The 13,906-nt window shown below is 60.0% G+C and carries 13 protein-coding genes; 6 read left to right on the forward strand and 7 right to left on the reverse strand.

What is annotated here, in order from left to right; all coding sequences use genetic code 11:
* Positions 1–60: 60 nt before the first annotated feature.
* The 6 genes from GGE33_RS24530 (at position 61) to GGE33_RS24555 (ending at position 5,956) form a co-directional block, all read left to right on the forward strand.
* The gene (locus GGE33_RS24530; RefSeq protein ID WP_183829303.1) at positions 61–1,587 is read left to right on the forward strand and encodes a sugar ABC transporter ATP-binding protein; all 1,527 of its coding nucleotides are present in this window, start codon (positions 61–63) and stop codon (positions 1,585–1,587) included.
* Positions 1,587–2,618: an ABC transporter permease gene (locus GGE33_RS24535; protein ID WP_183829306.1), complete on the forward strand. Its 1,032-nt coding sequence runs from the start codon at positions 1,587–1,589 to the stop codon at positions 2,616–2,618. Before GGE33_RS24530 ends, GGE33_RS24535 begins: the two co-directional genes overlap by 1 nt.
* Positions 2,615–3,601, forward strand: a complete 987-nt coding sequence (yjfF, locus tag GGE33_RS24540; RefSeq protein ID WP_183829309.1) for a galactofuranose ABC transporter, permease protein YjfF — start codon at positions 2,615–2,617, stop codon at positions 3,599–3,601. The genes GGE33_RS24535 and yjfF overlap by 4 nt, the downstream gene beginning before the upstream one ends.
* A 2-nt stretch (positions 3,602–3,603) precedes the next feature.
* Complete coding sequence (locus tag GGE33_RS24545) at positions 3,604–4,386, forward strand: FadR/GntR family transcriptional regulator (RefSeq protein ID WP_183829313.1); 783 nt, start codon at positions 3,604–3,606, stop codon at positions 4,384–4,386.
* A gap of 59 nt (positions 4,387–4,445) precedes the next feature.
* Positions 4,446–5,408, forward strand: coding sequence for a siderophore-interacting protein (locus GGE33_RS24550; RefSeq protein ID WP_183829317.1), 963 nt, complete (start codon positions 4,446–4,448; stop codon positions 5,406–5,408).
* Between the two features lie 311 nt (positions 5,409–5,719).
* A complete protein-coding gene (locus GGE33_RS24555; protein ID WP_148147705.1) occupies positions 5,720–5,956 on the forward strand; it encodes a hypothetical protein in 237 nt (78 codons plus the stop codon).
* A gap of 78 nt (positions 5,957–6,034) precedes the next feature.
* Here GGE33_RS24555 and GGE33_RS24560 read toward each other — a convergent pair whose 3' ends face one another.
* From GGE33_RS24560 to GGE33_RS24590, 7 genes are all read right to left on the reverse strand, one after another.
* Positions 6,035–7,432: a hypothetical protein gene (locus tag GGE33_RS24560; protein ID WP_183829320.1), complete on the reverse strand. Its 1,398-nt coding sequence runs from the start codon at positions 7,430–7,432 to the stop codon at positions 6,035–6,037.
* 375 nt (positions 7,433–7,807) lie between these two features.
* On the reverse strand, positions 7,808–8,206 hold the full coding sequence (gene mnhG / locus GGE33_RS24565; RefSeq protein ID WP_183686373.1) for a monovalent cation/H(+) antiporter subunit G: 399 nt from the start codon (positions 8,204–8,206) through the stop codon (positions 7,808–7,810).
* On the reverse strand, positions 8,203–8,484 hold the full coding sequence (locus tag GGE33_RS24570; RefSeq protein WP_112505878.1) for a K+/H+ antiporter subunit F: 282 nt from the start codon (positions 8,482–8,484) through the stop codon (positions 8,203–8,205). The genes mnhG and GGE33_RS24570 overlap by 4 nt, the downstream gene beginning before the upstream one ends.
* On the reverse strand, positions 8,481–8,957 hold the full coding sequence (locus GGE33_RS24575; protein ID WP_183829323.1) for a Na+/H+ antiporter subunit E: 477 nt from the start codon (positions 8,955–8,957) through the stop codon (positions 8,481–8,483). The genes GGE33_RS24570 and GGE33_RS24575 overlap by 4 nt, the downstream gene beginning before the upstream one ends.
* A complete protein-coding gene (locus GGE33_RS24580; RefSeq protein ID WP_148147702.1) occupies positions 8,957–10,579 on the reverse strand; it encodes a monovalent cation/H+ antiporter subunit D in 1,623 nt (540 codons plus the stop codon). The genes GGE33_RS24575 and GGE33_RS24580 overlap by 1 nt, the downstream gene beginning before the upstream one ends.
* Positions 10,576–10,914, reverse strand: coding sequence for a Na+/H+ antiporter subunit C (locus tag GGE33_RS24585; protein ID WP_183829326.1), 339 nt, complete (start codon positions 10,912–10,914; stop codon positions 10,576–10,578). The genes GGE33_RS24580 and GGE33_RS24585 overlap by 4 nt, the downstream gene beginning before the upstream one ends.
* Positions 10,914–13,835, reverse strand: a complete 2,922-nt coding sequence (locus GGE33_RS24590) for a monovalent cation/H+ antiporter subunit A (RefSeq protein ID WP_183829390.1) — start codon at positions 13,833–13,835, stop codon at positions 10,914–10,916. The genes GGE33_RS24585 and GGE33_RS24590 overlap by 1 nt, the downstream gene beginning before the upstream one ends.
* Positions 13,836–13,906 lie beyond the last annotated feature (71 nt).

Here is a 13,906-nt window from a genome sequence, read left to right on the forward strand (position 1 = left end):
GATCAATGACCGGAGCGGGATTACCCGCTTCGGTTTCTCATCAGCATGCGGGACGAAGACATGTCAGCACCACACGCTCTTCTCGAAGCCCGAGGCATCGGCAAATCCTTTTTCGGCATATCCGCCCTTGAAGACGTCGATTTCACCCTTCAGCAGGGCGAGATTCATGCGCTTCTTGGCGAAAACGGCGCGGGCAAATCGACACTGATCAAGATCCTGACCGGCGTCTATCGCCGCGACCGGGGCACGATCTATCTCGAAGGCAACGAGGTTTCCCCCGATGATGTCGCCGCTGCACAGGCGCTTGGCATCGGCACCGTCTATCAGGAGGTCAATCTTCTGGAGAACCTCACGGTAGCGGAAAACCTGTTTCTCGGCCGCCAGCCGCGCCTCTTCGGCATGATTGACCGCCGCACCATGCGCGAGCGCTCCAGAACTCTGCTTGAGCGATATGGCCTCAATATCGACGTCGATGCGCTTCTTTCTTCCTATTCCGTCGCGATCCGCCAGATCATCGCGATTGCCCGCGCCGTCGATCTTTCCGGCAAGGTCCTGGTTCTCGACGAACCGACGGCAAGCCTTGATGCCAACGAGGTGAAAGGCCTTTTCACCGTTCTGCGCCAGCTGCGCGAAGACGGCGTCGGCATCGTCATCATCACCCATTTCCTCGATCAAGTTTACGAGATCGCCGATCGCGTCACCGTGCTGCGCAACGGCCGGCTGGTCGGAAGCCGCGCAATCTCGGAACTGCCGCGCCTCGATCTGATCTCGATGATGCTCGGCCGCGAGCTGCAGCACATCACCCGCGATCATCAGGCAGAGCCGGAAACCATCGACGATCGCGGCGCGCCATCGATCCAGTTCCAGAATTACGGCAAGAAGGGCAGCGTCGCGCCCTTCGATCTTGATATCAGGCCGGGCGAGGTCGTCGGCATTGCAGGCCTGCTTGGTTCCGGCCGCAGCGAGACCGCTTTTCTGCTTTTCGGCATCGACCGCGCCGACAGCGGCACCGCCACGATCGATGGCCAACAGGTCTCAATCGCCTCGCCGGAAGCCGCTATCGCCAACCGCTTCGGTTTCTGTCCGGAAGAACGCAAGACGGATGGCATCGTCGGCGACCTGTCGGTGGCCGACAATATCGTGCTGGCGCTGCAGGCGCAGCGCGGCTGGATGCGGCCGATCTCGTCAGCCCATAAGCGCGAACTCGCCGACAGCTTCATCAAGTCTCTCGACATTCGCCCCGCGGACCGCGAACGGCCGATCAAGTTTCTCTCCGGCGGCAACCAGCAGAAGGCGATCCTTGCCCGCTGGCTGGTGACGGAACCACGGCTGCTTATCCTCGACGAGCCGACCCGCGGCATCGATATCGGCGCTCATGCGGAAATCCTGAAAATGATCGAAAGATTGTGCTCCGAGGGCATGTCGCTCGTCGTCATATCTTCCGAGCTGGAAGAACTCACCGCAGTGGCCCACCGCGTTATCGTGCTTTCCGACCGTCGGCATGTCGCCGAGCTTTCGGGCCGCCAGTTGACCACCGACGGCATCATAAGGGCGATTGCCGGCACCGGCGAAACGGAGGCCGCATAATGACCTGGTTTACCCGCCGTCTACGTCGCCTGGCACCACAGCTTGTCGCGCTCGCGATCATTCTCGGCATTATCAGTCTCATCGCCCCCGGCTTCCTGACGGTCTCCGTCCAGAACGGGCGGCTTTACGGCAGCCTGATCGACATTCTGGTTCGCGCTGCCCCCGTCGCGCTCCTGACTGTCGGCATGACATTGGTGATTGCAACACGCGGCATCGACCTTTCGATCGGTGCCGTGATCGCCATCTGCGGCGCAGTCGCCGCAACACTGATAAGCGACGGTTATTCGCTTCCGGTTGTGATTGCCGTATCTCTCGGTGTCGGCGTAGTCTGCGGATTGTGGAACGGCGTTCTTGTCGCCGTCCTCGATATCCAGCCGATCATCGCGACGCTTATCCTGATGGTGGCCGGCCGCGGCATCGCCCAGCTCATCACCGAAGGTGTCATCCTCACCTTCAATGACGATACGTTTGCAGCACTCGGTTCCGGCTCACTCGCCGGCATTCCGGTCCCGATCTATCTGTGGGTCGGAACCGCACTCGCCATCGGCCTGCTGATGCGGCGCACCGCCCTCGGCTTCCTCATCGAGGCGACCGGCATCAACCGCCGCGCGGCAAGCCTTGCCGGCGTGCGCGCCCGCTTCCTGCTATTCTCGGCCTATGCGATTTCCGGCCTCTGCGCCGCCATTGCCGGCATGATCGTCACCGCCGACATTCGCGGTGCCGACGCCAACAATGCCGGCCTTTGGCTGGAACTCGATGCCATCCTTGCAGTCGTCGTCGGCGGCACGTCGCTCAATGGCGGACGTTTCTCGATCACCGCCTCGCTGATCGGCGCACTGATCATCCAGTCGATCAATACTGGCATTCTCGTTTCGGGCTTTCCGCCGGAATTCAACCTCATCATCAAGGCAGGCATCATCATCGTGGTGCTGACACTGCAATCGCCGGCAATCATGACCCTCTTCGGTTTCATCAAGGCCACGCGGCGCAGTGGCAAGCTCAACCACGGCACGAAGGAGGCGACACGATGATCCATGCCCGCAACCTGCCCTTCGTCACCACGCTGGCGATCTTCGTCATCGCCTACGGGCTCTGTGTCCTGCAGTTTCCCAACATGCTGTCGACGCGGGTAATCGGCAACCTTCTGACCGACAACGCCTTTTTGGGCATCGCAGCAGTAGGGATGACCTTCGTCATCCTGTCGGGCGGCATCGATCTTTCGGTCGGCTCGGTCATCGCCTTCACCAGCGTCTTTGTCGCCGTTTTGGTCGGCTCCTTCGGCGTGCATCCGCTCACCGCCTTTCTCGCGGCGCTGGTCATCTCGACCCTGTTCGGCTGCCTGATGGGCGCGATGATTCGCTATTTGATGATCCCGCCCTTCGTGGTGACGCTTGCCGGCATGTTCCTTGCCCGTGGCGCGGCCTATCTCGTGTCCACCCAGTCCGTGCCGATCACCCATGAATTCATCGACACCATGCTCGGCTTTTACATCCGCTTCCCCGGTGGCGGACGGCTGACGCTGCTTGCCATGGTGATGCTCTTAGTCTTTGCCGTCGGCATCATCGTCGCCTCGCGCACCCGCTTCGGCGCCAATGTCTATGCGATCGGCGGCAATCTTCAGTCAGCCGAGCTGATGGGCGTGCCAGTGGGTGCGACGACGATCCGCATCTACGCCTTGTCGGGCTTCCTGTCCGGTCTCGCCGGCATCGTCTATACGCTTTACACATCCTCCGGTTATTCGCTGGCGACGGTCGGTGTCGAACTCGATGCGATTGCCGCTGTGGTGATCGGAGGCACGTTGCTGACCGGCGGCGTCGGTCTGATCGCCGGCACCTTCATCGGCATCCTGCTGCAGGGGCTGATCCAGACCTACATCGTCTTCGACGGAACGCTGTCCTCCTGGTGGACGAAAATCGTCATCGGCATCCTGTTATTCGTATTCATTGTGTTGCAGCGCACCATCATCTGGTATTCGGACCGCCGACTTGCGGTACGACAATTGAAGGAAGTTTGATTTTGGGTCTTCTGGAAACGACCATCAGCGGCCGGAAGCGGCGCGGCAACCACGCCCATGTGGTCGCCGAGCTCGGGCGCGGTATCGTCTCCGGCAAGATACCGGAAGGCTCGCTCCTGCCCGGCGATGCGGAGCTTTCGGGCCGTTTCGGCGTCTCCCGCACCGTTCTGCGCGAGGCGATGAAGACGCTTTCCGCCAAACGGTTGATCGAAGCAAAGGCAAAGGTCGGCACGCGCGTGCTGCCGCGGGACAGCTGGAATTTCTTTGATTCGGATGTCCTCGGCTGGCGTTTCGAGAGCGGGCTGGATTACGAATTCATCGAACATCTTGCCGAGATCCGCCTTGCCCTTGAACCGGCAGCAGCCTCCGCAGCTGCGGCCCGCGCCACAAGCGACGACATCGTCGCGCTCTATGCGATCGCGGCGAAATTCGACAACCTCAACCACACGCCGGAATCGATCGCAAAGGTGGATCTCGAATTCCATCTGGCCATCGCCCGCATGTCCGGTAACCCGTTCATGCGTTCGGCGAGCGCACTGATCGAAGCGGCACTCGCGATTTCGTTCGAACTCTCGTCCCCCGCCGCTTCACCGGAAACAATCGACGAAGTGGCGACCAACCATTTGCGGATCGTCCATGCCATCGCCTCGCGTGATCCGGCCAAGGCGATGTCGGCAATGCGGCATGTGATCGAGGTCGGCAAGAGCCGTATTCGCGGATCGCTCCGCGGCTCGGATAAGAACGCGATCGACACCCGCAAGCCTGTCACGGTCAACAATAGTTGACTTCATAACTCATGAATGATCTTAGTCCGGGGAGACGATAGATATTCCGGACAACCGCCATGCTTCACCAGACCCGAGGCCGCATTACCCGTGACAACGGTGCCGCAATCGATGCGCTGAAGAAACGCGCAGCTGAGTGGGAAGTGCCGCTGACGCAGGAAGCAAAAGGTTTCTGCTTCCATGTCTGGAATTCCAAGGCAACGCTTTATCCGGACGAAACCGGCGTCACGATCGAGATCTCGTCGCCCGAACAGCGTCTGCTGCAGACCCTTCAGGGCAGCCTGACCGAGCTTTTCGAAGAATGTCTCCTCTGCCCGAAATGGGATGAAGTGGCCGAAGGCGCGCTCGCACCCGGCATGTCGCTGATGCAGGTCGCATCCATCACCAAACGGTCGCCCGGCTTCACCCGCGTGCGCCTCGAAGGGCACGATACGGAACGTTTTGGGGAAGGCTGCAGCTACCACTTCCGCCTCCTTATCCCCCGCAAGGGCCGCCCACCCTGCTGGCCGCGCATCGCTGCATCCGGCCGCACCGTATGGCCAGAGGGTGACGACGCCCTGCACCGGCCCGTCTACACCACCGTGGCTTATGGCCAGAACTGGCTCGAATTCGACATCTTCGAACACGCTGGCAGCCCGACATCCGCCTGGCTGGCGGAAGATCCGGTCGGACGCACGATCGGCATCATCGGTCCGGGCGGCGGCGGCTGCCCCGAGAGCCGCAACCTTTTCCTTTTCGGCGATGAAACCGCAGTGCCGGCCATCATCCGGATCCTTCAGGAAGCCCCAGGCGACGTCCGCGCATTTATCAGGGCAAGCCGTGAGGATCTCTGCGAGCTCGCGGCCGATCACAGGGTCTCGACCGTCGACGATCTGATCCCGGCTTTGGAGGCCTTTAACTTGGTCGACGGCGCTTATGTATGGTTTGCAGGACATGCAGATCACGCACGCGCTGCGCGCGCATGCCTGACCGCTCGCGGCATGCAGAAACGTGATTTCACCGCCGCCGCCTACTGGAATTAAGCAGCCGGGCCGAACCTCTGAAAGCAGAAGCAGTAGAGGGATTTGCCACGCTCGGACATGCCGGGATGCACGAGAATTTTTGGCATCCCTGTTTTAAGGTATCCTAATACCCGCAAGCGCCGGAATTGCTCGAATTAACCTTACCCCGTAACCTCGCTTGGTATTCTTGCTTGCTCAAAGCTGAAAAATGGGCACTTTTCATTAAATAAGAGCGCTCGCGGAGCTAATAGTGCCGCAAAGTGGAGGCGTCACAGCAATGTCGCGGTCGCCCTTTAGTGCGTGTTTCTGAATCGGATAATTGAGGTGCGGGCATGACTTACGAATCCGCCAGACTTATGTCTGAGGCTATAACGCTTTCTTCAGCGGCGGTTTTCTACTCCTTGATCGACGCCCTGGTCGAAAAGGGAATTCTGACCGGCGAGGAGGAAAAGGAAATCTACCTCTCTGCCATGGACAAGATCAGTGAGGTGGCCGGCGATGACGAAGACGGCACGCACGAACTCGCTCGCGAATTGATCGAACAGCAGATCGCTGATCGCGAGCTCTGAGCCAGCTCTGGGCCCATCTGCTGCGAGCAACATCGTCTCCATCATCGAGTTCCCGCATCCGCGGAAGCTCACCGTAACTCAGAAGAATGAAACGGCCAGCACAAGCAGAAGCGAGCTGGCCATCACGGTCGCTGCGAATGCACCGTTCCATTTGAGGACGATCGTCGTAGCCGAGGTGGATGTCAGGCGCGCCATGGTAATCGTCATCGCGCTGATCGGCGAAAGCGCGATCCCCGCCGCCCAGCCGAGCGAAAGCGCCAGTGCCAGCAGCATCGGATGAGCATTGCCGAAGGCGGCTGCCCCGAACAACTGGGCGAGAAACACCACCACGATCGAATGCGGCACGAAGAGAAGCGCGCTCGCCGCGATCGCCACGATGCACAGACCTGCCAGCACCGAAGGCGGTAACTGGTTCAGCTCCGCCAGAAAATCTCCCTTGCCATCGAGGAAGACGACAGCCGTTGCCCCGATGACGCTGGCCGAGAGATAGATAGCACTCTCCGTCCGCATCACCGACATGTTGCCGACCATGCCTTTGACCTCGCGTCCAAGCCCCGAAATCGGCACACGCTGCTCGTAAACGATCCAGCCGAGAGCAAACAGCGGCAGGAGGATCAGCGAGGCGACAAGCGGACTTACATCGATCGCAGCGTGGATCGCCAGCGTGCCGCCAAACAGCCCGACGCAGGCGCAAAGCGTTATCGCAAGCGGCCCGGCCGATGGCCTGTCACCGTCGTCGAGCACAGCATTGATTGTCTGGCCTGTCACCTCGGTGTGGAAGAATGTCGTCACGAGGATCAAAGCCGCAGCAGTCGCGAAGGCGGCAATGATAAAAGCCGTCGGCGCGAGATTGGGAATGGACTGGGTAATGATGGCGAAACCGACACCGAGCGGCGACCAGATCGTCATCAGAACCGTTCCGCGCATGGCAGCAAGCAGGATGGAACGGCGCTCGCCCTGCCGGTCCTGACCTTCGGTCGCCTTTGCCACCATCTGCCCGAGCAGCGAGATGATGCCGATATTGAAGAGCAGGCTGAGCAGATGGCTGCCGACCTTCACCGCCTGGTAACGCCTGCGCCCGGGCATGCTCATCAGATATTCCGCCGCATTCCTGATGATGTCCGAACGCCCGACCGCATAACGCAGCATGCCGAGCACGGACAGGAACGAGGAGAAGCCGACGCCCTGGTAGAGCGCGCGCTCCACGATCGCAGCCTTGCCGGCCGGAAGCAGGAATTCCGACGTTGCGCAGAGTATGAAGCCGGCGGTGACGAACACTTTGGCAATCGTCGCAAGCCGTTTCCAATCAGACAGCACCGCCACCGTGGCCAGAGCAGCGGCAGCCCGGAGCAGCCATACGGACCCCGGGGTCACATTTGCAAGAACGAAGAGAAACGCACCTGTGAGGGTAAGTACATCTGCCCAGCTGATAACCTGCTGCTTTTGCAGCGTTGCGGCTGAGGCACCCTTGCTCATGGATGGATAGCTCCGGGACAGGCTCCGACCCGACACGCATGTGCGGAACGACGAGAAATCTTGAAATGGAATTCGGTGATATCAACAATCTGCAGTACGCGGCGATGCCCTGCCTGCAGGACAAACACCGAAATGCTGCATTGCAGCATAACATTGGAAAAGTCCAGCATTCGCAGAGCGAAAGCGCCTGCTGCGACGCAAACAATGCGCGTTTCACGCAGGCTGATGACCTATAGACACAATTACGAATTGCCGCTCAACGCGGCAGATCGTCTCGGTGGTGATTTTTAGGGCAACTGCATTCCTTGGCAGGCATGACTTCGCGATCGGTGAGCCAAGCGCATCCGAAGCACGATCGACTTAACTCGCCTGAGGTCAGGAAGCCTGCGACTCGTCATCCTCGCGGGGCCGTTCTTCCGGGCCGATCGGATATTTGCGCGGAACACCATGGCTGCGGGCCGTGCGATCCCGGTGCAGGGCTGCACGCGCCAGAAGCATGAAGGTGATCGGCGTTGTGAAGGTCACGAAAATGCCGATCAGGATTTCATGGATGACCAGCCGCGAAGACGCGGCGGTGAAATAGATCATCGATGCAAGCATGATGCCGCCGATACCCCAGCTGGTGCCAAGCGCCGGCGCATGCAGCCGTTCGTAGAAGGATGGCAGGCGCAGGAAACCGATCGCACCGATCAGCGCAAGAGCTGCGCCGACAAGAAGGAAGAAAGCCACCGCAAATGCGACGGGTAGGGGAAGGTCTACTGCAGGATAGATCATTCGATCACCTCCCCGCGCATCAGGAATTTTGCCAGCGCCACGGTGGAAACGAACCCGAGCAGGCCGATCACCAGCGCCGCCTCGAAATAGATGACCCGACCCGTGCCGATGCCGAATGTCACGAGCAGCAGCATTGCGTTGATATAGATCGTGTCGAGACCGATGATCCTGTCCTGTGCCCGCGGGCCGCGGAACATCCGGATTGCGGCGATCGCCATGGCGACGACAAGCATGAATTGCGCAATCGCGACTGCGGTATAGATGATGACGGCACTCATGCGAATATCTCCATCAGCAACTTTTCATAGCGGTTCTTGATCGTTGCGATCCACTGCTCTTCCTCCTCGAGATTGAGCACATGCATAAGGATCGAACCGTCATAGGAATCATATTCCAGCCAGACCGATCCGGGCGTGCTCGTCAGGATGATCGCCAGAAGCGCCAGCGCGGTGCGGTCCTTGATCTCCAGCGGGATCGTCAGGAAACCGGCCTTCCCACCCTTCGTTCGGCCCCGGATGATCAGCCACGCCACCGCGATGTTGGAAAGCGCAATATCGTAAAGCACGATGAAGAACAGCTTGGGCAGAAGGTACCACTTGTTCAGCTTCGGTTTGTCCGGCCTAAGCGATGCCATCGCCCAGGAAGCAAATACCGCAACCAGCGCACCGAGGATCAGATGTCCGAGTGTGAAGCTGTTGAGCAGCATCCACATCAGCGTCAGCGAGATCGTCAGGATCGGATAGGGAAGCATCAGTGCCCCCCCCCTGTGCCGTCATCGACACCCGGCACGACCGTCGCATTGCGCACCGCGTCGATATAGAGGCTCGGATTGCTGAGCGTACGGATGGTCGTATCCATATACTGCATCGCCGAGTTGGCCTGCACCGTCAGGAACAGAGTCAGCGCCAGAAGGAACATTACCGGCACGATCTCGATTACCAGGACCCTTGGCACTACGCCTTCCAGCGAGGTCCAGAAGGTACGGATCCCGACGCGCGTCATCGAAATCAGCGCTGCGACACCGGACAGGATGACGAGGATGATCAGCGTCCAGACGGGGGCAGTTGGCGGAACACCGATCGCACCGGTGCCCATCATTGCCGACAGCATGGCGAACTTGGCGATGAAGCCCGAGAGCGGCGGCAGGCCGGAGAGAAGAATGCCGCACATGGCAAAGCAGGTACCGAGGATCGCCATCGTGCCGGGCATGGTAACGCCATCGCCCTCTTCCGGCTCGTCCTCGTCGGCATCGCCATAGGCTTCCATCGTCACGGCAAGAACGTTGGCGCCTGCATCTTGGCTTCTTTCGACAAGCTCGATCAGCATGAAGAAGGCGCTGATCGTCAGTGTCGAACTGACCAGATAAAGCAGCGCACCCGAGGACACCGCACCATCATTAATGCCGAGAACCATCAGCAGCGTGCCTGAAGACACAAGCACCGAAAAGCCGGCCAACCTGCCGAGTGCCTGCGATGCCAGGATACCGATCGTACCGAAGATCAGCGTCGCCATGCCGCCATAGAGCAGCACCGTGGAACCGAACCCGGCCGACGGCCCGTTATCGAAGAGGAGCATGGTCAGCCGCAGGATGACATAGATGCCCAGCTTGCTGAGGATGGCAAAAACGCCGGCAACCGGGGCCGAAGCTGCGCTATAGGCCGTGGGCAGCCAGAAGCAGAGCGGCCACATGCCGGCCTTGATCAGGAAGGCAATGCCGAGCACCCCGGCGCCCGCCTCCATCAGCATTCTGCGATCCGCTTCCATGTCCGGAATACGGGCGGCCAGATCCGCCATATTGAGCGTGCCGGCCGTGCCGTAGATCAGGCTGACGCCGATCAGGAAGAGCAGCGCTGCCGCAAGGTTGACCGCGATATAGTGCATCCCGGCCTTGACGCGCAGCTGACCCGAACCGTGCAGCAACAGACCATAGGATGCCGCGAGCATCACCTCGAAGAAAACGAAGAGATTGAACAGGTCGCCGGTCAGGAAAGCGCCGTTCACGCCCATCAGCAGCAACTGGAACATCGAATGAAAATGCGAGCCCATCGCATGCCAGCGCGCCAGCGAATAGACGAGTGCGGCGACAGCGACCGACGCTGTCAGAAGCAGCATCAGGGCAGACAGGCCGTCCAGCACGAGAACGATACCGAACGGCGCCGACCAGTTGCCGAGCAGATAGACACCTTCGTAGCCGTTCGGGCCGCTTTCGATGCGGAAAAGAATGAAGGCGACCGTCAGAAGCAGAAGCATCGAGACGAGGCTTACCATCGCCTTGGTCACGCGCTGTCGTTCATCGATGACAACCAGGATGGCCGCTGCCACAAGCGGGATCAGGATCGGTGCGATGATGAGGTGATGCGACCAGCCGTTCATCGCTTCTCCCCTCTGCCGTCCACATGGTCGGTGCCGGTCATGCCGCGTGAAGCGAGCAGGACAACGAGGAAGAGTGCCGTCGTTGCAAATCCGATGACGATGGCGGTCAGCACCAGCGCCTGCGGCACCGGATCGGCCAGAACGTCATGCCCGCCCCCTTCACTCAGAATTGGCGGAACATTCGTCTTCACGCCACCGACGCTGAAGATGAACAGGTTCACTGCATAAGACAGGAGCGAGAGCCCGATGATGACTTGATAGGTGCGCGGACGCAGGATGAGCCACACGCCGCAACTGGTCATGACGCCGATGGCGATGGAAAGGATGATCTCCATTAGCTCTCCTTCGCCTTTTCGGCCTCGATCGTGCGAAGGCGGGTTATGCGGATGGACTGGTGCGCAAGCGCGACGAGAATAAGCACCGTCGACCCTACCACCAGAAGGAACACCCCGAGATCGAAGAGCAACGCCGTTGCAGCCGGCACCTTGCCGATGAGCGGCAGCGTCAGATACTGCGAATGGGACGTCAGGAACGGATAGCCGAGGAACCATGCGCCTATGCCCGTGAGCGTGGCGATGATCAGCCCGAGCCCCATCCACCAGAGTGGCAGGATGCGGATGCGGTCTTCCGCCCAGCGCGTACCGCCCGCCAGATATTGCAGCAGGAAGGCGATCGACAGCGTCAACCCGGCCGAGAAGCCGCCGCCCGGCAAATCATGCCCGCGTATGAAGAGATAGACGGCAAAGGTGATGATGACCGGGAACATCCACTGCATGATCACCGATGGCACGAGCAGGTATTCGCGCACCGTATCGCCTGCGTTCCGCTCCGGCCGCTCCTCATCAAAACGGTTCTGGATCCGCTGCTGTTCAGGCATGACCATCGTGTCAGGCGCCGGACGGAAACGGCGGAGAAGCGCGAAGACGGTGAGTGCAACGATGCCGAGAACAACGATTTCGCCGAGCGTATCGAACCCGCGGAAATCGACGAGAATAACGTTGACGACATTGCGACCACCACCTTCGGAATAGGCGTTCTTCAGGAAGTAGGTCGCGATCGCATCCGGCACCGGCATTGTCATGACGGCATAGGCAATGAAGGTCATGCCGATACCGCAGATGATCGCAATCAGTAGGTCGCGGAAACGCCGGAAACGGGCGCGGAAGGTCACTGATTCATCCATCTTCTCCGTCCGCTTGGGCAGCCAGCGCAGGCCGAGAAGAATGAGAACGGTGGTAACGATCTCGACCAGCAGCTGGGTGATCGCGAGATCCGGAGCTGAAAGCCAGACAAACGTGATGCAGACGATAAGCCCGATGCCGCCCAACATGACCAGTGCGGCAAGCCGGTGGTATTTGGCGAGATAGGCCGTGCCGAGCGCAAGGCAGATACCGATCAGCCAGATGCCGGCAAACACCTTGTCGACGCCCGAAAAGACGAAGGTCCGTGGCTCGAAACCGGAATGCCAGAGCGGCAGCAGTCCCGCCAGGAAACCGGTCACGACAACCCAGCGCAATTGCGGCTGCAGATTGCGCGTGCCGATCCGCTGTTCGGCCATGCGCGCCCAGCGCCATGAAACCTCGACCAGTATGCGCTCGAAGATACGCTGGCCCTTGAGCCGCCGGATCAACGGAGGCCCGTCCTCGCAGGTCGCAAGATAATGGCGCAGGACGAAATAGAGCGCCGCACCGCCTGCGAGCGCGATGAGGCTCATGATCAACGGCAGATTGAAGCCGTGCCACATGGAAAGGCTGTATTCCGGCGTCTGCGTACCGAGCACGCTCACCACAGCCGTATGCAGGAAGGGCCCGACCGAAAATGCCGGCACGATCCCGACGATCAGGCAGATGACGACCAGCAACTCGATCGGAAAACGCATCCAGCGCGGCGGTTCGTGCGGCGTATCCTTCGGCAGATTGGTCGGCGACGGACCGAAGAAGACCGTATGGATGAAGCGCAGCGAATAGGCGACGCTGAACGCGCCGGCAAGCGTTGCGACATAGGGGAGGATGATGTCGAGAACCGAATCCGCATGCGTCTCGATTGCCTCGGCGAAGAACATTTCCTTTGACAGGAAGCCGTTGAGCAGCGGCACGCCCGCCATAGCCGCGCTCGCCACCATGGCAAGCGTCGCTGTATAGGGCAGATAGCGGAATAGCCCGCTTAATCGCCGCATGTCGCGCGTTCCGGTCTCATGATCGATGATACCGGCCGCCATGAACAGCGATGCCTTGAAGGTCGCGTGGTTGAGCATGTGGAAGATCGCGGCCACCGTGGCCAGCGGACTTCCGAGACTGAGCAGCGTAGTGATCAGCCCGAGATGGCTGATGGTCGAATAGGCGAGAAGCCCTTTCAGATCCTGCTGGAAGATCGCGAAAAATGCGCCGAGCAGAAGCGTGAAAATGCCGGCAGCACCCAGAATGAAGAACCATTCATAGGTGCCGGAAAGAGCAGGCGAGAAGCGCGCCAGAAGGAAGACCCCGGCCTTTACCATGGTTGCCGAATGAAGGAAGGCGGACACTGGCGTGGGCGCCGCCATGGCATTCGGCAGCCAGAAATGAAACGGAAACTGCGCACTTTTCGTCAGCGCACCGAGCAGGATGAAGACCAGCGCCGGAACATAGAGCGAGTGACTGCGGATCAGATCACCCGAGGCGAGGATCTTGTCGAGATCGTAGCTGCCGACAATATTGCCAAGCAGAAGAAGGCCGATCAGCAGGCAGAAACCGCCGATACCGGTGATCGTCAGGGCCATACGGGCGCCATCGCGCGCCGCAGCCGAGTTGTTCCAGTAGCTGATCAGAAGGAAGGACGAGATGCTCGTCAGTTCCCAGAAGATTGAAAGCAGGATCACATTGCCGGAAAGCACGATGCCGAGCATCGCCCCCATGAATGCGAGAAAGAAGGAAAAGAACCGCGGAACCGGATCTTCCTCGGACATGTAATAGCGGGCGTAAACCGTAACCAGGAAGCCGATGCCGTTGATCAGCACGCAGAACATCCAGGCGAAACCGTCCAGACGCAGCGAAAAATTCAGCCCGAGCTGAGGGATCCATTCTATGGTGTAACGAAGGACATTGCCGTCGGTCACCTGCGGATAGGCAAGCACGGTAATGACGAGGCAGCCGAACGCCACCAGCGAGGCCAGTCGCGACGGCAAAGCCGTCGATGCCGTGTTCAGGAGCAGTACGGAAAGGAGACTTCCGATAAACGGCAGGGCCAGCAGCAAGACAAGAAAGTGCGGCGCAAGCGTTATCCCAATGTCCCATCCCTTCATTCTCGAGGCATTTCAGTCCTTTATCATGTAATGGGGTGCCCCACTAGCCA

It is taken from the genome of Aliirhizobium cellulosilyticum, from assembly GCF_014198105.1.
Lineage (GTDB): Bacteria > Pseudomonadota > Alphaproteobacteria > Rhizobiales > Rhizobiaceae > Neorhizobium > Neorhizobium cellulosilyticum.